Source organism: Phormidesmis sp. 146-33 (assembly GCF_052939515.1).
In genome coordinates this window covers 24,727-43,963 of sequence record NZ_JBJPHU010000034.1, presented here as the reverse complement: position 1 = coordinate 43,963, position 19,237 = coordinate 24,727, and the positions used below count along the sequence as shown (strand labels likewise).

Genomic DNA, 19,237 nt, shown 5'->3' with positions numbered 1-19,237 from the left:
GATGTTTGTTAATAACTTTTATTTGAAGCACTGCATCTGAGCGCTCTCTTTAATTTGATATCAAGCTTCTAAAGGCGTAGTTTTGTGTGGAAAGTTAGAATGACCAATTTTAGGAAACGATTGGGTTGGGAAAACGTTTGGAGTGGTAAATTTGAGCCGGAGCGCGATCGCTTTGAGTCCCGTGAAAATGGTTCCTCGCTCTCAAAAAGTTCATATCAAAAAAATTCATCTCAGCGACTTGCCTGGCTAGAAGGCATTCGGATTTTTGCTGCGGTTTTACTCCTGTGGTATCACGCCCAATTGCTCTTTACAGAATACAGCTACACGCCTCAGCCCACGGGCTTGCTCGATAATTTGCAGCGGATGATGGCTGCCTCCAGTCAGCTTGGTCAGGGGCTTGCTCAAATCGTGAGTCTGCCCGTTTGGTTTGGCTTTCAGTTTGTGGATGTGTTTGTGCTGGTGAGTGGGTTTAGTCTGGTGCTGTCGTTAAAGGGGAGACCACTGGAGATCAAAAGCTTTCTCAAGAAGCGGTTTCTGAGAATTCTTTTACCATTTTGGACAGTTGCTTGGCTGGCGTATCCGATTTTGTGGGCGATCGCTCAACTCACCCAAAGTTATGCTCCTGACGCATGGCACACGTTTGCAGGAATGACGTTTCCGCTACTATTTGACTATGGTGGCGATTTGTTGTTGCCGACGAATGGGCCGTGGTGGTTCGTTCCGTTGATTTTGAGTTTTGCGTTTATCTTCCCGTTTCTATGGCATCTCTCGCAGCGATGGGGCACTCGTAATCTAGTTATAATCAGCCTGGTAATTACGTTTGTTTATAGAGCATTCGCAGTTTATGTTTTTGGTGGTCATCCGACTTATGTGGTGATCGATACCCCAGCGGGATGGCAACCTTTTTTACCTTTTATTGCCAAACTCGGTACTTTTGTGATGGGGATGGCGATCGCGAAAGCCTCTCTCCAGGGCAAAGGAATGATCTTCTGGCGTGCTCAAAAAGCTTTACTCGTTGGCATTCCGGTTTACATTGTTGGATTTATTGCTCAGTTTTATAAATTTGGTTGGATTTTTGATGATTTTCTGATCTCGATCGGGTTGACCCTCTGTTGTATGGTGATCTTCCGAGCGCTATCTCAACGTCTACAAATTGAATCGCTCCTAGTATGGTTGGGATTGCACAGCTACAGTTATTTTTTGATTCACAACTTTGTCGTCGACCGTACGCTCAATCTTGTTGTTGACAATCATCTGGAGCGGTACTACTGGTCTCTTCCGGTGATGACGATCGCGACATTGATCCTGGCTGTTTGCGTCGATCGAGTCATGCCCTGGTTACAGAGAGGTGCGATCGAGGTGTGGAATCGTTGTGATGCGCTGCTGGCTCGTCCGCCTCAGCTTCAACAAGCTCAAACGATTCGTCTGGGTGACACCGTTTCTTATCGCGGGGATCACGGCTGGAAGGTGGTCAAAATCGAGCCAGTGGTTCACGATGAAGCGTTCTATCTATGCCGAATTTTTGACGGAAATAAAGCCCTCTGGGTCAACGAACACGACCTGACACAAGACCAAAATTACGTCAGCCAAACCCGAAAATCATGAGAGATTTCCTTTCGGCTGCAAACTTAAACAGTCCCCTAAATCTCCCACGGGTGAGTAATTTTGAACCGCGAATCCTCTCTTAAAGTCCCCCCAAATTATCTACCGTTTACACACAAGTTGATCGATCCGTCATTGCCGAGATCCTTCGCCCCCTAAATCCCCCAAAATTGGGGGACTTTGAACGCTCGCAGTCTCTCTTTATCAAAGTCCCCCAGATTGGGGGATTTAGGGGGCTGAAGGCGACTGAAACGAAGCGACTCCGGACTTGTGTGTACACGGTAGCAAAATTATTGGGGGTTGGGGGGCATAAGCACCCAGCAACGAAGCGAAAAACTCTCATCAAACCAACATCAATCACCAAACTGAACTATCTACTTGACGAGAATCGAAATTCCAGATATTCTCTCAAATCAAGGACATCTTTTCGTTACGGGAAGGCTGTCTGATCGCCCAAAAAATCTAGTCTGTCGCCGCCCAAAGTTGTTGACGCAACCAAGGGCAGCTAACCCACGAGACTGCGGATACCAGTCCGGAGGGCTAATGGAGGATTCTAACACTCCTTTGGCCGCTCTGACTTGTTATGACCGTCGGGGCGGCTAGTTTTTTGGGTTTCTTTGGAAACCTAAATTTGGAGTAATCACGATGGCAGAGCGCCTTTTGAACGCTGGTTTTTGGCTGTGCGATTTCGCTTACGCATTTCTAGAATTGATTCAACGTCGTTTCCTTCCCGATACCATTCCCCGTTTCACGATTACTTCGCTTCGCATTCCGCTTCAGGATCTTTTACCTGACGTTGCCATTCCTCATTCTGATGAGTTTGAAATCCTGCGGGTGTTAATTATCGGTTCCTCTGACGGGGTAACGGAGACGATTCAAAATCTCCACGTTCGACGATTTGCGAATGCGACAGACTGGAGTCCTCTACTCCCTGCGCCCTCATTTGGCGAAGTGATGAGCATTCTCACTCGCCAGCGACAAAAGGCGAACAATAGCTAATGGGTCAGTTTTGAATTAACGTGAATTCGATGAGGGGTTTTTCGCTTTGTTATTCACCCTTTCTGCCCCCCAAGCTGCCAATTTTGGGGGACTTTAAGAGAGGAATTCTGGTTCAAAGTCCCTCACTCGTGGGGGATTTAGGGGGCGTTCCTGGATCTAAAAGCGAAGCGAAGCGTTCATCAAACTGACGTTGAACTAGTAGGGGTCGTGCCTCCGTCTGTACCTGAGTTTGAGACCGAAGACTCCCCCTACAGTCGATTTGACTAGCGAACGGCACCGTTGTAGACGATCGTAGTCGTAAAGTCTGTCTTATTCACCTGGACTTCACTTTCAATATTGGGCGCTTCTCCGGGGACACCGCCTTTGAAGGTAAACACCCAGGCATCTCCTTGATCCCGAAAGGGCGATCGAGCCGCAGCCCCATGCATCGAATACTCCGATCGATAGACTTCGAGACCGCCATTCGCTGCTTCTGCTGCTTGACGCGCTAGATTTTTTGCTTTGCTGAGTCCCTCAATTTCCTTGAATTTTGCATCTAGGGCGGGATTGTTGGTTAATGACTCATTAGTCTGAGCAGTTGCGATCGGACTGACGAAAAAAGGTAGCCCTAACAGGGTCAAAACAATCAGATAGCGCATAGTAAAAAGTTCGATTGTAAGTAATGAATTGTGGATGAGTCGCACTAATTAAAACAAAGGTGGCTGCGTGAATTCCTGATTCTTCAAAAAGTATCGAGACTCAGAGTCTTTGTCGTGCTGTTCTTTTGATCATTCACTCCTGACGCTGCCCATCAGAAAAATGTTTCTGTCTGTTTCTACAACGCCTCTCTAGGCCCATGCCTTTTGCCTTTCTTGTAATTTAGAGATCTGACCTTTAGGAGATTCAATGCTATCAATCTTAGTGCGAGTCTAAAGCCCTACAGGTGTGTAATTATGACTTTACAATCATTCGGGTTGCTAACTACTATTGGAACGACGATCGCGCTGCTAACCAGTGTCGATTTGGTTAAAGCGGTTACTTTGTATTCGGTGGCTGACCTACCTTTTTTGCCGTCTGATTTGAACGATCGCGGGCAAGTTGTCGGGCAGCACTACCTCTGGAACAACGGCACACTCACCGATTTGAAGACGCTACCAGGCGCACAAGATAGTCCCTTAGTGACCAGAGCCATCAACAATCAAGGCATTTTGGTCGGAGAAGGGTTTAAGTCAGAGGCTACTCAAATTTATAGTCAAGCCTTTCGCTCCGATGGTCAAACGGTTAGCGATTTAGGAATTGTTGGGTCGTCGATTTGTCAGGACTTTTGTGTAAAAACGATCGCCACCACCATCAACAACCAGGGACAAATCGGCTTTAATCTCGACTATCAAGACTTTCAGGGCGGCGCATCAGGATATGTGCAACAGCCGCAAGGAGAACGCCAAAATGTCTTCCCAGGACATCGCATTGCATCCATAAATGACAATGGGAAGATGATTGGCTATATGATCGCGAGAGGTCGCAGTGGCCCCGGTCGAGGTTTGATGTCAGATGGCGCCAACACACGCTATTTGGATGCTCCGGGCTATTGTTTTTCGATCTCAACGGGCTGTTTTTCTAAATCAACTCAACTGTCAGGGATGAATAACTTGGGGCAGGTAGTTGGATTTGGAGCAGTCGATCGAGACCATCAAGCGCCCCTTCATGCTCTAGTTTGGAAGAATCCTCTGGAGAATTCGATCGCCCTTGATTTAGCAACTTTAGGTGGTGTGGGTGAAGATGGCTACAACGGTAAAGTGACCAGTCTCGCGTATAGTATTAACAACACAGAACAGATTGTCGGATTGTCATATACACCAGACGGCGATCGACGGGCCGTTCTCTGGCAAGACAACACTTTAATTGATCTCAATCAGGTGATCAATAACTCAGAGTGGAAACTCACTTCTGCACAGAAAATTAATAACCAGGGACAAATTGTAGGAATCGGTTATCGCAATGGCCAAGAACAAGGATTTTTGTTGAACCCGATTGACCAAGCGGAACCTGTCCCCGAACCTGTCTCTACCCTGGCGCTTTTAATTGGAGCCGCGACGATCGGATACACCTCTTTTCGCCGCCGCAACGCTAAGAAAATTAAATAAACGCAAGGATTGTGAATTGAATAAACTTGGCGGTTAAAACCGTAGCTAGGAGAACAAAACCCACCTTCGCGGGTTAAATTACTTTCCTATTCCCTAGTCTGCGAAGGTAGACTTCGTTCTTATAAACGCGGTTTTAACCGCCAGTCAGATTCAATTTCAAGCGATCGCGGACTGTCGCATTCGACTCAAAAAGGTGTGAAGCCGCTCACTTTTAGGATTAGTCAATACCTCACGAGCGATTCCTTCTTCGGCCACACGCCCGCGATCGAGAAACATCACCCGACTAGCTACTTCCCGCGCAAACTGAATCTCATGGGTCACTACCACCATCGTCATCCCATTCTCAGCCAGCTTTTGCATCACTTCCAACACTTCGCCGACGAGTTCTGGATCGAGGGCACTGGTGGGTTCATCAAACAAAATGGCTTTGGGTTCCATACAGAGGCTCCGAGCGATCGCAACCCGTTGTCGTTGTCCGCCTGAGAGTTGTTCGGGGTATGCGTCTGCTTTGTCAGACAAGCCTACTTGAGATAAGTAATATCGCCCTTTTTCTTGACTTTCGGCATTGGATTTGTTTAGCACCTGTTGAGGAGCCAGGATCAGATTCTCTAATACACTCAAATGGGGAAATAGATTGAACTGCTGAAAGACCATTCCCACTTGCGATCGCACTTCTCTCAACTGTCTTCGACTCAAATTAGGCTGCGACAAATCCATTCCATTTACCCAAATCTCTCCCGCGTCGATCGTTTCTAACCGATTGAGACAGCGCAACAGCGTGCTTTTTCCACATCCCGACGAGCCAATCACCGAGAGCACTTCACCGCGATCGACATATCCACTAATCCCCTGCAAAACTTTGGCCGCTCCAAAACTTTTCTCAACCTGGTCAAATTGAATCACATGAGAATTTTTCATAGCCTATGTCAGCGAGGAATATTGAACTAAAGAGGAATATTGGACTAGAGACGGATTTGGAATTGAATTGAATCCTTCATTTATAGAAGAAGACGGTATCTCCCATCTCCCCTCCAGTGCAGATCTTTTGTCATGAATCAATTTCGAGCAACCAGATGGATACGATCGGTTTTGCTTACGGTGATTTGTTTGCTGTTCTTTTTCACCGATGTTCAAAAAGCTTCTAGTCAACAGGATACGCTAACGGTTGCGGTCGAGCCAGTTTATGCGCCATTTGAGTTTCGATCGCCCAGCGGTGAGATTCAGGGGTTTGACATTGATTTGATTCGGGCGGTGGGGCAGGCAGCCGGATTTAATGTGCGGTTTCAGAGCATTGCTTTTGACGGCATCATTCCAGCCCTTCAGTCCAATACGGTGGATGCGGCGGTGGGGGCGATGACGATTACGGCGGCTCGATCGCAGGCCGTTGATTTTTCTCGACCTTACTTTAAAGCAGGGTTAGCGATCGCCACTCAAACAGGCAAACTAAACGCCAAAAGCCTCGACGATCTTCAGGGCAAAGAGGTCGCTGTCCAGATTGGCACGACGGGCGCAGAAACCGCAAAGCGCATCCCCAATGCCAAAATTCGCACCTTCAACGCGGCAGTGGCAGCCCTGCAAGAATTGAAAAATGGCAATGTAGACGCAGTAATTCACGATTCGCCAATCATCGCCTACGCAGTCAAAGGCGGCAACCTGCAAGGTCTTAGCGTCTCGGATCAGCTATTAACTGAGGAATTTTACGGCATTCCCACGCCCCGCAACTCGCCCAATCTGGCCCGAATCAATCAAGGGCTAACCACCATTTTAGAAAACGGCACCTACGATCGCCTCTATCGCAAATGGTTTGGCACTCAGCCTCCTCAGCTACCTGTGTCGATCGAGGCGGCCCCTACCACAGCACGACCGGGATCTTGGACTGTGATTCTCACGGCTTTACCTGTTCTTCTTAGAGGTGCATTAGTCACCTTACAACTGGCTGCTTTTTCAGTTTTGTTGGGGCTGATTGGCGGCTCGCTGATTGGGATTGCGCGATTGTCTAGAATTCGTCCGTTGCGTTGGGCGGCGAGAGCTTACATCGATTTCTTTCGCGGTACGCCGCTGTTAGTGCAGATTTTTATGATCTATTTTGGCATTCCAGCATTAGTGCAGACGTTGGGATTAAATTTTACGTTCGATCGGTTTGTCGCAGCGGTCATTGCGCTGAGTTTCAACAGTTCGGCTTACATTGGTGAAATCGTTCGCGCTGGCATTCAGTCGATTGAAACGGGTCAATCCGAAGCCGCCGAATCTTTGGGTCTCGATTCCGTTCAGACGCTTCGCTATATTATCTTCCCGCAAGCGTTTCGTCGCATGTTGCCTCCGTTGGGCAATGAATTCATCACCTTGCTCAAAGACACCAGTCTCGTCGCGGTGATCGGCTTTGAAGAACTGTTTCGTCAAGGTCAACTGATTGTTGCTGAGAACTATCGACCCTTTGAACTGTATGCGATCGTGGCTCTCGTCTATCTAGTGCTGACGTTGCTCTCTTCCCAAGGGTTTAGCTACCTCGAACGCTGGATGAACCCCGCCACCCGCCATGCTGTCAAGCGCTAAAGGCGTGTAAATCCGACAAAGTGCTTCGCTACGGTTACTAATCCGGGCAGCCCCTAAATCCAATTAGTGATTGTCAGAACACTTTATTCACAAAATAAATTCCAATAAAAAAGCAGTCCCTACCCGGTTTGGACTGCCCTTGTGTTAGACGATGAGCTTCTCAATCTGTGTTCATAATGCCGCACTCAAACAGGGTGAGCATCTTCCCTAAGAGAGATAGCGAGAAGCTCTGTGACCCGCCTTGCGAGAAATGGCACATGACATAGGATTACGCCGCTGGACTAAGGAACGCGAGTTTATTAACCTGAAATTCTTTAGATATGCCTGATCAGTTGATTTTGGCTTCGTTTCAATGGGTTGCAGCCCCCTAAATCCCCCAAATTTGATCGCTTGGCAATAAACGATCTTATTTAATTCACGATTCTAAGGATGGCTGGAAGAACGAGTAGCCAGCGCGATCGCTCTCGGAAAGATATGATGCTCCTGGACATGAATCCGATTTTGTAGCGTTTCAAGTGTGTCGTCTGACAAGATCGGGACGGCCGCCTGCATAATAATCTCGCCACTATCCACTTCTGGCACGACGACATGAACCGTACAGCCTGTGATCTTCACCCCCGCCTCTAAAGCCTGCTCGATCGCATGGTTGCCTTTAAAGCTAGGGAGCAAACTGGGATGAATATTCAAAATGCGATCGCGATACGCCGTAATCAGAACCGGGGTAACAATTCGCATCCAGCCTGCCATGATCACCCACTCCACATCAAACTGTTTGAGGGTTTGCACGATCGCTCTATCCAATTCTTCACGACTGTCAAATTCTCGATGATTGAGTAACACAGCGGGAACACCATATCGAGTCGCGCGATCGACGACCTTTGCCCCCGGATTGTTATAGATCACAACTTGAATTTGGGCGTTAAGCTGCTGATCACAAATCGCCTGAGCGATCGCTTCAAAATTACTGCCGCTGCCCGATGCCATCACTCCTAGTTTGACAGGTGGCACAGGTTGAGGATCAGGCAAGGTGTCAGGTGAAATGAGATTAGAAGTCATACCGTCGATCGACTCGTCAAACAGTCAGTTTAGTTTGATTGGTCAACAAGTAATGAGAGATCAGGCTAATTTTTTAAGGCTTCGCTTCTAGCGCCTTGAGAACCTGACGGACACTTAAGCGATGCAAAGGGATGGGATGGATATTGCGGCATCACAGGTGCTAACTGAGACGGTCTGTTGGTTTCGCAAACTAGACTTGATACATAGCCTCCGGGCACAGCGGCTACATCAGGCACAAAGAAAACCGCTCCCGTAAAGCTTTTTAGTCCCGATCGCTTGGCGCGGCCCACGATTCTAATTTGTTTGGTTGCATCTCCCTGACTCACGATTTGATAGCGATAGTCTGCGGTTTCTAATTTGAGATCCAGGTCGAGTTGAGCGATCGACGTAGCAAACTTTTTAGTCTCAAAATGATAAGCCTGTTGTGCTTGAGTTAAGAGATCGAGATAGCGTCTCGCTTCTGGCTCTCCTGACTGACCTGCAACTTGTTCAATCGCTTGAGCATCGGGTTTGAATGTTGTCGAATCTGATATCTTTTGCATCAGGGTATCGACTTCAAATTTTTTTGGGGTCTTCGCTTGTTGAAATCGCTCCAGCCGCAAGCGTCCATCGGGCGCAAACTCAAAGATTGTGGAGGATTTAGACATTTCTCCCAACAACCACCGCATCTGCATCGGTTGAGTCTGAGTGTTTAATTCATAGCGCGATCGCAGCGCAACCATTTCCTGTCCCTTCATAAAGGATGCAATTAGCGTTCCGTCGGGTGCAAAAATCAGGGTAATCAGTGAGTTAGAACGGACACCCGGTTCTTTACCTCGCCACTCTCCCACAAGTTGCTGATTGACTGCACTCAGCCGAGAAGACTTATCGGGAGACGGTTTGGCTATCTGGGCGACTCCTTGTGAGTTACTCGAAGAAAGCGCAGCCGTCGCCATCAATCCAATCAACACGGCGAATTTAATGGGTAAGCGACGATCGTTCATAATCAAGTCAGAAGGTAATTTCTGTATACATTCAAGACTCAAACTCCATTTCCAGAATTTCCAACCCGTATTCTCTACAATGTTTTTACTTGTTTGGAACCGTCTCCTCTATGGCACCTTCCCGTTCTTCTCAACAATCTTGGTTGGATAATGACACGATCGCCGCCTGGATCTTTTTGGCCCCGGCACTGATTCTCTTGAGTGTGTTTGTGCTGTATCCGATCGCTTACCTCTGCTATCTCAGCTTTACAGCCGGAAGCTTTACGAGGGCAGGCGTGCATTGGGTCGGGTTAAAAAACTATTGGCGGCTGATGGTCAGTCCTGATTTTTGGCAGGTGGTTTGGAATACGGTTTACTTTACGGTGGCGACTGTGATTCCTGGGTTGGTGATTCCGTTGGGGTTGGCAGTACTGTTAGATCGAACGATCGCTCTACAAGGCTTGCTGCGGGCTGCTTACTTTATTCCATCTATCACGTCTCTGGTGGCGGTCGGTCTGGGGTTTCGCTGGCTATTTCAAACGGATGGCCCCGTTAACGAGTGGTTAAGTGTGGTGAATATTGCACCGATTCCCTGGCTACAGGACACCGTTTGGGCCATGCCCGTTTTGATTTTGCTGAGTATTTGGAAGCAGCTTGGCTTTAATCTCGTAGTCTTTTTGGCGGGACTTCAGACCATCCCCCTTAATCGATATGAAGCGGCTGAGTTAGACGGGGCGGGGAGTTGGCAAAAGTTTTGGTATGTCACACTACCGGGATTGCGTCCGACGCTGATTTTTGCGGCTGTGACGACGGCCATTTTCACACTTCGCAGTTTTGAGCAGGTCTATGTCATCACGGGAGGCGGCCCGCTCAACTCAACCAATCTGCTGGTTTATTACATTTACGATCAAGCGTTTGCCCAATTTGACTTTGGGTACGCCGCCGCCGCCGCCACAATTTTATTGGGAGTCACGATCGTTATAGTTTATCTGCAACTCAAGGTGAGTGAGGAGTGAGGAGTGAGAAGTCAAATTTGCAAAGAATGCATCCCAAAACTCTGATAGCTTTTTCATCCCTCATCCCTCATCCCTCATCCCTCATCCCTCATCCCTAAATCTAACTGGCTTGAGGAAAGGTACGCTTAAACTCGTCAATCAAGTCGTCCATTTCTTCTAAAGCCTGGTTTACATCAATGCGAAGGGTGCCAAGATCAGGCTGTTCTAGCAGACGAACTAGAGATTCGCGCTTGGCTTCGATGAGTTTAATGCGCTCTTTGATTGTTTCAGCATCCATCATGGCTTTCTCTAATAGGCTCTCAAGTAGGTTAACAGATCGTAGCGTGCCTCTCGATTGTAGTCAGCCGTTTAGAAAAATTTCCATCAAAATGGGAGCCAATTTGGAAAAAAGGTTTCTCCGGTTTGACTCCCGATTGCACTCACAAAATGGCGATTGTCCTAAAAAACTTGGCGAGAAATTTGCTTTTCGATCGTAGCCTGAGTGTGGTGGAGCATTTGCTCTCGACTGTCGGCCGCTTTGGTCAAACGGGGCACCAGATTGCGAGCTTGCAGCGCCATGTGAAGCTGAAGATGGGCGACATACTCACTAAAGTCTTCCCGCAGGGCAGGGTGGGGGGTCTGCTGTGAACGTGATTCCAAGGTGTTCTCCTTACTCTAACGCTGCACTTCTTGATGAACCTTCATGAAGCTATCACGGAGCGATCGCTCTCGTAATACCCTGTAATGAACTGTAACCAACCATAAGGCTGAGTTATTCAACTATTTAGAATTCTTCACTCAGTTTGTCAAAAGATATTTGCGGGGTGGGGGCGATCAAGATTTGTTTGCGATCAACAGGTCACGTATGTTAGTATTTCATTCGGTCTGGACGCATAGCTCAGTTGGTTAGAGCACCACGTTGACATCGTGGGGGTCACTGGTTCGAGTCCAGTTGTGTCCATGTTTTGTAGTTCAGGGAGTCCTTGATGAAAGGATTCTTTCGTCACGAATCTTCTTCTATCTTTTTGCTGCTTCGTTGTGGTCAGAGTTTTGACTGATCCACCCCTCGTTCAAGTGTTAGTTGCCTACGATTAATTGTCGGAAGAATAATAGCTGAGACCGTCGTTGAATTGTTCGTTGACGAAGCGGTTCTAAACGCAATTAGCAGGTATGAATTGTGCAAAATCTCTTGAGTCTTGTCATTTCTCAAACCTGTATCCCAAAATAGGTCAGCACCAGTTCTGTCGTGCCTGTGTTGATGACTTCGTGAACTTCTCCGGGTTCAACAGAGACGCAGGTGCCGATCGTCAGCTTAACCTCTGCTCCATCAATTCGCATCACGCCTTCCCCCGCCTCGACGAGATACGTTTCCCACATATCGGCATGAGCATGAGCGATCGTCTGTTGTCCTGGGGCAAATCGCGCTTGAGAAAAGTTAGTTAAATGGGGAATCGTGGACGATCGCAGCATCACCTGTTTGACGATTTCTAGATTGTGAGAAACCGACTCTTGAGGCAAATTTCTGAGAGAAGAAAGTTTCATAGCGCGTCGTCCAATTTGGGCTGCGGTTGGTTGAATGCTTCTAGCATTTTCGAGGGTGTGTCTAACGAAGGCATAAAAATATTCTGGCGGTTTTAGCTGCAACAAGATGGGCTTGCGACTCAGGCTAAAGCTGAATCATTGTCCAGATTTCATTGTCCAGATTTCATTGTCCAGATTTCATTGTCCAGATCTCGTTTTCGCCCTTCCCGCTAGTGTGCCTTCGTTAGAGACTTTTGTACTTTAACCGTTAAGCTTTACCGTTTCCGTCCTCTGTCATCGACAACATGCCCTGCAACGTGGCAGGAATGCTACGCGGATCCATAAACATTACCTTGCTGCTGTCACTCTTACCGACGATCGCTCCCATATCCAGGTAGCCCAACGCCAGCAACACTTTACCCGCTTCGGCTGCACGAGAATCCGTCTTCAAGGCCTGCGTGACAATTTGAATCGCTTCGGCCGTCGCCTGAGCTTTGAGAACTTGTTGTTGCCGTTCGGCTTGCGCTTTGAGAACAATGCTCTGCCGTTCAGCTTCCGCAGCGAGAATGACGGCTTTTTGACGAGCTTCCGCATCCAAAATTTGAGCTTCTGCTTTGCCTCGTGCTGAGTTGACGGCTGATTCTCGTTCGCCTTCCGAAGTCAAAATTGAGGCTCGTTTGCGCCGTTCTGCTGACATCTGCAATTCCATCGATTCTTGCACCGCATTCGACGGAATGATGTCTCGCAATTCAACCCGCGTCACCTTCACACCCCAGGGATCGGTCGCCACATCCAGATCGCGTAAGAGAATTTCGTTGATCTGCGATCGTGCCGTAAAGGTCTCATCCAGTTCAATTTGCCCCATCTCGGCTCGAATCTGCGTCAGCACCAAATTGACCACAGCCGCATTCAGATCTTGCACTTTGTAATAGGCTTTCTCGATGTCTACAATCTTCCAATAGACAACCGCATCGACGGTGATCGAGACATTATCGCGCGTGATACAAGGCTGCGGCGGAATGTCAAGCACCTTTTCCCGAATCGTTTCCTGAAAGGCAATGCGATCGAGTCCCGGAATCACAAAACTCAGACCGTGAGACAGCTTGCGATCGTAGCTGCCCAACCGTTCGACCAGCGCCTCATTTCCCTGTTGAACAATCTTGACGCTCGAAATGGCACCGCCGCCAACCACCAAAGCAATAAACCAACCCCACATACAAGTAGTCTCCTAATGAATCAAATCCGGCATCACAATTAACGTCGTTCCCTTTCTCCCCACCACATACACACGCTGATTGGGAGCGATCGTCGCCTCCATTTCACAACGAGCATTCCAGGAATTGCCTTCATAGAGTACCCGTCCCGTCTCACCAGGTAGAATCTCCGTCAAAGCCTGCGCCTCAGTTGCATCTAACTTAAGTGCGGCACGACGACTGACAAATCGACGAGAAATTAGCACCAGCGCGATCGACAGCACGACCCAAAGCGCAATCTGCAAATTAAGCGACAAAACGGTCGAAAGGGCCGCCACAATCAGCGCACTCACCCCCATCACAAAGGCAATAAACGCCGTCGGCAAAAAGAACTCGACCAGAATCAGGGTAACCCCTATCAAGAACCAAACCGCGATCGGACTTAGTGGCATATCAGTTTTGGGTCAAATTTTGGGTCAAAGAGTATCAAGCGGTAGAGCAGAAATTCAAACCCTTCTACCAAAATAACGCTGTATATTAAATGAGATTTTTAGAAGGCAATTGAGAGGTAGAATTGACCATTCAATCGCTCAAGCAAGTGACCTAAGTTGATCTTCAATCAGGTTTCCCTCGATTCCGTAACCCTTCACAGTTGGGGTCATTTGTCGTAAGGCATTCGTGATGCAGAGACAAACGGCAAAGAACGCAAAAAAAATGACACACCACACAATCGCGCTTTCTAAGGGCATGAGCAGTTTGCAATCATCAGAGCATCGCTATCTCTGGGCCGTCGGAGCCACCGCCGCACAAAAAACTGTGGGCACTTCGCTAGAGAACGATCGCTATCAGATTATTGCCCCTCAAATCTGGCGAGACACCCGCCCCGAAATCGATCCCCACGTTCCCGATATGCTGCCTGACGAGGCGCTTCCTTATCTACAACTCTACCCGCAGCGGCTGCATGTGCCCGAAGTGTATGGGTTTTATCAAGACGAGTCAGAAGACATTCTGCTGTTAGAAAATGCACCAATCGACGCTTCTGGTCAACTGCAAGTGGCGATCGCTCAAGTCTGGCAGCAAACGAGCGCCGTCCGTCAGGTCTACTGGCTGTGGCAGATTCTACAGCTTTGGACTCCTTTATCAGAGTTGGAGGTCGCGTCGAGTCTGCTGTCTCCCGACAATCTGCGCGTCGAAGGCTGGCGAATTCGGCTTAAAGAACTGATTCAAGATCAAGACGATCCCACCCACGTCACGGCTTCTTTTGCCCATCCTTCGCTCAATAATCTGGGTCAATGCTGGCAAATCTGGGTGCCCGATGCCAAACCTGCGATCGCCGACTCCCTCAAATCAATCTGCGACACCATGCAGGGCGGTGCGACGCTATCTGAAGTGTCAGCCCAACTCAACCAGCTTTTACTCGAACAATCGGCGCGGCTGCCTCTGAGATTACAAGTCTTTGGCGCGACAGAAAGTGGCCCCCAGCGATCGCACAATGAAGACACCTGCTATCCGCTGACCATTCAAGCTCGCACTCAGCCCCATGACGATTTGACCCCACGGTTGACGATCGTCTGTGATGGCATCGGCGGCCATGAAGGCGGAGAAGTGGCCAGTCAGTTAGCCGTCCAGTCGCTGCAATTACAAATCAAGGCGCTGCTGACCGAGATTGCCGAACAGCCCGATCTGATTGCTCCAGAACTCGTCGCTGACCAACTGGCGGCGATCGTGCGCGTGGTCAATAATGTGATCGCGGCTCAAAACGATGCCCAAGATCGAGAAGCTCGCCGTCGCATGGGAACCACGCTCGTCATGACGCTTCAGGTGCCCCAGCGGGTGAGACTGCCAGAAGGGACGATCGCCAGCAATGCTCACGAAGTTTACTTAGTCAATGTGGGCGATAGTCGGGCGTATTGGATCACGCAGCAGTATTGTCATCAGTTGACGGTGGATGATGATGTGGTGACGCGAGAAGTTAAGTTTGGGCGGGCTTTGCAGCGCGATGTGCTCAAGCGTCCTGATTCGGGGGCGTTGACTCAGGCCTTGGGGACACGAGACAGTCAGTTTCTCCATCCTGCCGTGCAGCGCTTTGTTTTGGAAGAAGAAGGTCTGCTGCTGCTCTGTTCGGATGGCTTGAGCGATCATGACCTGGTGGAGCAGTCTTGGAGAGATTATGCAGACTTGATTCTTCGAGAAAAAGGGTCGCTAGAGTCGGCCGTTCAGTCGTGGTTGGCGTTGGCCAACGATCGCAATGGGCATGACAACACTTCGATCGTGCTCACCTACTGTCAGGTGTCTGCGCCCTTACCCGAACTGCCCCGCAAAGAATCTGTTATTGAGCCTGCGATCATCCCGGCGGTGTTGCCCGAAGCGGTCGTGCCCGAAGCGATCGCCCCAACTCGCCGCAAATCCCTGCCTCTGTTGCCTTTGAGAATCTTTATGATGCTGTTGCTCACCAGTGCATTGGGGCTAGGAGTCTGGTATTCTGTCGATCCGGTTGGCTTTAATCAGCGCTTTAATCAGCTTAGAGAACGGCTGCCGCTCAGGAGTTTTCTCAAACAATGAGGAAGAGGGACGCTCTTATGCAAAGATGAAAAGACTGTAGAAAAGATTTTGGGTTGGACTGATTGTGGTGAACGCTCTCGACAAGGAAACACTAAGGATTATGGAAGTAGGAACTCGTGTTCGGGTTGTGGAGTCCGTTGTCATTTATCACCATCCAGAACATCGAAGTCAGCCGTTTGAGCTAAAGGGGCAAGAAGGGGAAGTGGTGGCAATCGTCAAAGAGTGGCAGGGCCGCCCGGTCAGTGCTAATTTCCCAATTTTGGTGAAGTTTGGCCCCAAGCTCAAGGTACATCTACAAGACTTTGAGCTAGAAGCGATTTAGCCTACTTTTTGCAAAACCAACCAAATAGATTTATGTCACCGCGCATCTTCTCAAGCTCTTGCTGATTTTGGAGGGCGATCGCTTGATACCATTCACAGTAGCGATCGTGGTCTTCTCGATAGTGCGCTTCCTCGTAAAACCGATGGGTGGTGCGATAAACCTCTAAGATTTCTGCATCTGATTGAGCAGTTGGCCGAAACCAGCGATGATCGTTATAGCGCATGGGCTGAAATTAAAATAAAGCCTACGTCTTAGCCAATCTAGCTCATTCTTAGACCAAAGACATTCTTAGACCAAGGCATTCTTAGACTAAAGACATTAGACGGGAGACGTTAGACAGAAAGCTAAAAGCCAAAACTTGAAAACTCGCTCTGCTCAAATTTTCTCAAACTCTCGCTAATCTTGACCTTGAGAGATGGGAATCTCGATCGTAAATTCTGTACCAAACTTTGGAGAAGAGCGACATTCCAGACGGCCGCCATGCTTTTCGGTGACGATTTGATAGCTGATGGAGAGGCCTAACCCCGTCCCTTGTCCGACAGGTTTGGTGGTAAAAAAAGCGTCAAATAAGCGTTGTTGAATCGCTTCGGGAATGCTCGATCCGGTGTTGTGAATGCGAATCTTGACGCGATCTTTTTGAGTTACCCGCAAGGGGTCGCTTTGAGTTACCCGCAAGGGGTCGCCCACTCGTTCAGTTTGAATCCGAATTGTCATTGCTTTCTGGGTCGGCGTTTGACCTTTGACCAACTCTCCCGCTTCTTCGAGAGCATCGATCGCATTCGTCAAAATATTCATAAAGACCTGGTTTAGCTGTCCGGCGTAGCATTGCACTAGCGGCAACTCACCATAGGCTTTGACAATCTCAATCGAGGGGCGATCGGGCGAGGGGCGAAGGCGACTTTGCAGAATCATCAGCGTACTGTCGATGCCTTCGTGAAGGTCTACCACTTTGCAGTCAGCTTCATCCAGTCGAGAAAAAATTCTCAGCGATCGCACAATGTCTCGAATGCGATCGGTGCCCACTTGCATCGAGTTGAGCAGTTTGGGCAAATCTTCGCGCAAAAACACAAGATCAATGTCGTCAGCTTTGGCTTGAATGTCTGAATTTGGCTGCGGATAGTGGCTTTGATAGAGCGCTAACAAATCGAGCAGATCTTCGGCGTACTGGCGAATATGGATCACGTTGCCGTAGATAAAGCTCACCGGATTGTTAATTTCGTGAGCAACGCCCGCCACCATTTGCCCCAGGCTAGACATTTTTTCGCTCTGGACGAGGTGAATTTGAGCTTTTTGCAGCGATTGCAGCGTTTCTTCAAGCTGTTGGGCCTGGTCTTGGGCGGTTTGGGCGGCGGCGAGGCTTTGTTTGTAGAGTTCGGCCTGGTCGATCGCAATGGCCACCTGGGCCGTGACGGCTCTCAACAGTTCCACTTCGCTCGGTGTCCAGGGGTGAAGCTGTTGTCGATGGTCGCAGGCAATTAGACCAATGCGATCGAGGCTTGTCTCCACAGTTAATAAAATCGAAGATTTGGAGTCGATCGACTGCAAAAATTTTTGATAGGTTGACTCTGCTAGATTCGCCACGTTATCCGTTTGCAAAATTTCTTGATCGAGGAGCTGTCTTGCCTCCAAACCGACGAGACTCGCTGCATAACAACCAATCACACTTGGCAAATCTGCTCCCTTTGCTTCTTTGATCACTTCCCACATCGGCGATTCTGAGTCAGGAATATGCCACGCAAAAAAACAGTAATCGACTTCTAGCAGTTGGTGAATGGCCTGGAGCGCAGTCTCAAGAACGACATCCAGTTCTAACGAGTGGCGAATCTGATTGGCAATGCGATTGAGCAGCGATTGGCGATCGGCAAATTCTCGAAGTTCTGCTTCGGCTTGCTTGCGATTGCTGATGTCGCGCACATACACAAAGCTATATTCTTCGCCGTCAAATTCGAGGTAGTTGATCGCAAACTCGATCGGGATAATGGCTCCTGCTTTGGTGCGAGTCCGTGATTCTGCAACCATTCCACCTTGCTGCTTGAGAATTTGCCAGTGGGCGCTCCAGGCTTCGGCAGGAAAATCCACATCGATATCCAGCACTGACAGAGACATAAACTCTGAAAGCGAATAGCCCAAGACTTGGGTGGCAGCTTGATTGGCATAAAAAAACCGAGCATCTGACTTGATCCAAAAAATCGGATCGGCTGCCCCATCGATCGAAAACTGCATCAGTTGTAGTGCTCTGTCAGCTTGTTTGCGATCGGTGACATCGTGAGCCACCCAAATTACGGTGTTGTCGAGCATCGGAGAAACGGTCGCATCAAACCAGAGCAGCTTTCCGTCGATCGAGAGGCTATATTCCAAACTGACAGCCCGTTGAGTCTTGAGCGCTTGTTGAATGCAGTTGACCGATCGAGTCGCTTCTTCTAGGGGTAAAATTTCGTGCATGGTTTTGCCGATGACCCGATCAGAAGGCTGGTAAAGTAAATCGGGATTCGTCGGAGCAATCTTGAGATAACGTCCCTCAGCGTCTAAAACAAAGATCACATCCGTCATTGCAGCAAATAAAGCCTGTAGCTCTGCTTCTGTGCGTTTGCGTTCTGCGATCTCATGTTCTAGCTGTGCAATCATCGATCGCTGCTGGTGATTTTCTAGATTTTCTTCTAGCGTTTTCCATTCCATCGAGTGGCTTTCAGAATCATCTAAGCGAATGCACTGTGAAATCACTTCTGCATACATGATGATGCCTGAGATATTATCTTGTTGATCTCGATAGGGTTTCACTTGCCATTGCATCCATTTGGTTTCGCCGTTAGGAAAGTGTAGTTGTTCGACTTCGCTTTCTACGATCGCGCCTGCTAAACTTTGTTGATGCACTTCTCGCCAGCGCGTTGAAATATCAGGTAAAACGTCATAGCAATACTGACCCATTATTTCTGAAATGCTGCCCAGTCCAAATTCATCAACCCAGCGCTGGCTGAGTCCTTGGTAGCGTAGATTCTGGTCAAAGAGAGCGATCGCCACCGGGGCTTGCTCTACAAACCGTCGAAACAGGTCGTCTGGTTGCATCTGCGCTGGGAGTTGACTGGATTGCAGCATGGGTGAGGAATAGAGAACTTATTCTAACGTTCCCAGTTATTGGAAGTTTTTGATTCTACAGCTAGATAATAAAGCCTTAACGTCTACCCACTCGGCGATTTGAGCCTTAGAAATTAGAATTTATTAAACTGCAATTCTCGCAGTTGCTTTTCGCTTCGTTTCAATCAGCTTCAGCCCCCTAAATCCCCCAAGTTTGGGGGACTTTGAACCTCGAAACTGCCTTGAATCCAGAATTTTTTCGATCTCAAAGTCCCCC

18 protein-coding genes and 1 tRNA gene are annotated in these 19,237 nt (G+C 48.7%); 8 read left to right on the top strand and 11 right to left on the bottom strand.

What is annotated here, in order from left to right:
- Positions 1-99: 99 nt before the first annotated feature.
- Together ACJ2PR_RS15610 and ACJ2PR_RS15605 are read left to right on the top strand one after the other, a co-directional pair.
- Positions 100-1,605 (top strand): acyltransferase, encoded by a 1,506-nt coding sequence (locus tag ACJ2PR_RS15610; protein ID WP_446877671.1) that lies wholly within the window; start codon positions 100-102, stop codon positions 1,603-1,605.
- Between the two features lie 642 nt (positions 1,606-2,247).
- Entirely contained in the window at positions 2,248-2,601 is a 354-nt protein-coding gene (locus tag ACJ2PR_RS15605; RefSeq protein ID WP_446877670.1) for a hypothetical protein, read from the top strand.
- A gap of 263 nt (positions 2,602-2,864) precedes the next feature.
- Here ACJ2PR_RS15605 and ACJ2PR_RS15600 read toward each other — a convergent pair whose 3' ends face one another.
- The gene (locus ACJ2PR_RS15600; protein ID WP_446861133.1) at positions 2,865-3,239 is read right to left on the bottom strand and encodes a hypothetical protein; all 375 of its coding nucleotides are present in this window, start codon (positions 3,237-3,239) and stop codon (positions 2,865-2,867) included.
- 294 nt (positions 3,240-3,533) lie between these two features.
- Here ACJ2PR_RS15600 and ACJ2PR_RS15595 point away from each other — a divergent pair, with 294 nt between their 5' ends.
- Positions 3,534-4,724 carry a PEP-CTERM sorting domain-containing protein gene (locus tag ACJ2PR_RS15595; protein WP_446877669.1) on the top strand — a complete coding sequence of 397 codons (1,191 nt, stop codon included), beginning with the start codon at positions 3,534-3,536 and terminating at the stop codon, positions 4,722-4,724.
- 156 nt (positions 4,725-4,880) lie between these two features.
- On the opposite strand, the gene ACJ2PR_RS15590 is transcribed toward ACJ2PR_RS15595, so the two are convergent.
- Positions 4,881-5,642 carry an amino acid ABC transporter ATP-binding protein gene (locus ACJ2PR_RS15590; protein ID WP_446861135.1) on the bottom strand — a complete coding sequence of 254 codons (762 nt, stop codon included), beginning with the start codon at positions 5,640-5,642 and terminating at the stop codon, positions 4,881-4,883.
- A 132-nt stretch (positions 5,643-5,774) separates the two neighbouring features.
- Here ACJ2PR_RS15590 and ACJ2PR_RS15585 point away from each other — a divergent pair, with 132 nt between their 5' ends.
- Positions 5,775-7,277, top strand: a complete 1,503-nt coding sequence (locus ACJ2PR_RS15585; RefSeq protein ID WP_446877668.1) for an ABC transporter permease subunit — start codon at positions 5,775-5,777, stop codon at positions 7,275-7,277.
- A gap of 423 nt (positions 7,278-7,700) precedes the next feature.
- Here ACJ2PR_RS15585 and purN read toward each other — a convergent pair whose 3' ends face one another.
- A complete protein-coding gene (purN, locus tag ACJ2PR_RS15580) occupies positions 7,701-8,333 on the bottom strand; it encodes a phosphoribosylglycinamide formyltransferase (RefSeq protein WP_446861137.1) in 633 nt (210 codons plus the stop codon).
- Positions 8,334-8,398: 65 nt separating this feature from the next.
- Entirely contained in the window at positions 8,399-9,316 is a 918-nt protein-coding gene (locus tag ACJ2PR_RS15575) for a type IV pilin-like G/H family protein (protein ID WP_446877667.1), read from the bottom strand.
- A 110-nt stretch (positions 9,317-9,426) separates the two neighbouring features.
- Here ACJ2PR_RS15575 and ACJ2PR_RS15570 point away from each other — a divergent pair, with 110 nt between their 5' ends.
- Positions 9,427-10,311 carry a carbohydrate ABC transporter permease gene (locus ACJ2PR_RS15570; RefSeq protein ID WP_446877666.1) on the top strand — a complete coding sequence of 295 codons (885 nt, stop codon included), beginning with the start codon at positions 9,427-9,429 and terminating at the stop codon, positions 10,309-10,311.
- A gap of 100 nt (positions 10,312-10,411) precedes the next feature.
- On the opposite strand, the gene ACJ2PR_RS15565 is transcribed toward ACJ2PR_RS15570, so the two are convergent.
- Entirely contained in the window at positions 10,412-10,591 is a 180-nt protein-coding gene (locus ACJ2PR_RS15565) for a hypothetical protein (protein WP_446875365.1), read from the bottom strand.
- 158 nt (positions 10,592-10,749) lie between these two features.
- Positions 10,750-10,950 (bottom strand): hypothetical protein, encoded by a 201-nt coding sequence (locus tag ACJ2PR_RS15560; protein WP_446861142.1) that lies wholly within the window; start codon positions 10,948-10,950, stop codon positions 10,750-10,752.
- Between the two features lie 227 nt (positions 10,951-11,177).
- Between ACJ2PR_RS15560 and ACJ2PR_RS15555 the strand changes: the two genes are divergently transcribed.
- A tRNA-Val gene (locus ACJ2PR_RS15555) sits at positions 11,178-11,251 on the top strand.
- Positions 11,252-11,496: 245 nt separating this feature from the next.
- On the opposite strand, the gene ACJ2PR_RS15550 is transcribed toward ACJ2PR_RS15555, so the two are convergent.
- From ACJ2PR_RS15550 to ACJ2PR_RS15540, 3 genes are all read right to left on the bottom strand, one after another.
- Positions 11,497-11,937 carry a cupin domain-containing protein gene (locus tag ACJ2PR_RS15550; protein ID WP_446877665.1) on the bottom strand — a complete coding sequence of 147 codons (441 nt, stop codon included), beginning with the start codon at positions 11,935-11,937 and terminating at the stop codon, positions 11,497-11,499.
- A 142-nt stretch (positions 11,938-12,079) separates the two neighbouring features.
- The gene (locus tag ACJ2PR_RS15545) at positions 12,080-13,027 is read right to left on the bottom strand and encodes an SPFH domain-containing protein (protein ID WP_446861144.1); all 948 of its coding nucleotides are present in this window, start codon (positions 13,025-13,027) and stop codon (positions 12,080-12,082) included.
- A 12-nt stretch (positions 13,028-13,039) separates the two neighbouring features.
- Complete coding sequence (locus ACJ2PR_RS15540) at positions 13,040-13,456, bottom strand: NfeD family protein (protein ID WP_446861145.1); 417 nt, start codon at positions 13,454-13,456, stop codon at positions 13,040-13,042.
- A 262-nt stretch (positions 13,457-13,718) separates the two neighbouring features.
- Between ACJ2PR_RS15540 and ACJ2PR_RS15535 the strand changes: the two genes are divergently transcribed.
- Positions 13,719-15,566 carry a protein phosphatase 2C domain-containing protein gene (locus tag ACJ2PR_RS15535; RefSeq protein WP_446877664.1) on the top strand — a complete coding sequence of 616 codons (1,848 nt, stop codon included), beginning with the start codon at positions 13,719-13,721 and terminating at the stop codon, positions 15,564-15,566.
- 100 nt (positions 15,567-15,666) lie between these two features.
- On the top strand, positions 15,667-15,888 hold the full coding sequence (locus ACJ2PR_RS15530; protein ID WP_446877663.1) for a ferredoxin-thioredoxin reductase variable chain: 222 nt from the start codon (positions 15,667-15,669) through the stop codon (positions 15,886-15,888).
- 1 nt (position 15,889) lies between these two features.
- Here the strand turns inward: ACJ2PR_RS15530 and ACJ2PR_RS15525 are convergent, their stop codons facing one another.
- Positions 15,890-16,111 carry a hypothetical protein gene (locus ACJ2PR_RS15525; RefSeq protein WP_446877662.1) on the bottom strand — a complete coding sequence of 74 codons (222 nt, stop codon included), beginning with the start codon at positions 16,109-16,111 and terminating at the stop codon, positions 15,890-15,892.
- Positions 16,112-16,284: 173 nt separating this feature from the next.
- Positions 16,285-18,981, bottom strand: a complete 2,697-nt coding sequence (locus ACJ2PR_RS15520) for a PAS domain S-box protein (RefSeq protein ID WP_446877661.1) — start codon at positions 18,979-18,981, stop codon at positions 16,285-16,287.
- Positions 18,982-19,237 lie beyond the last annotated feature (256 nt).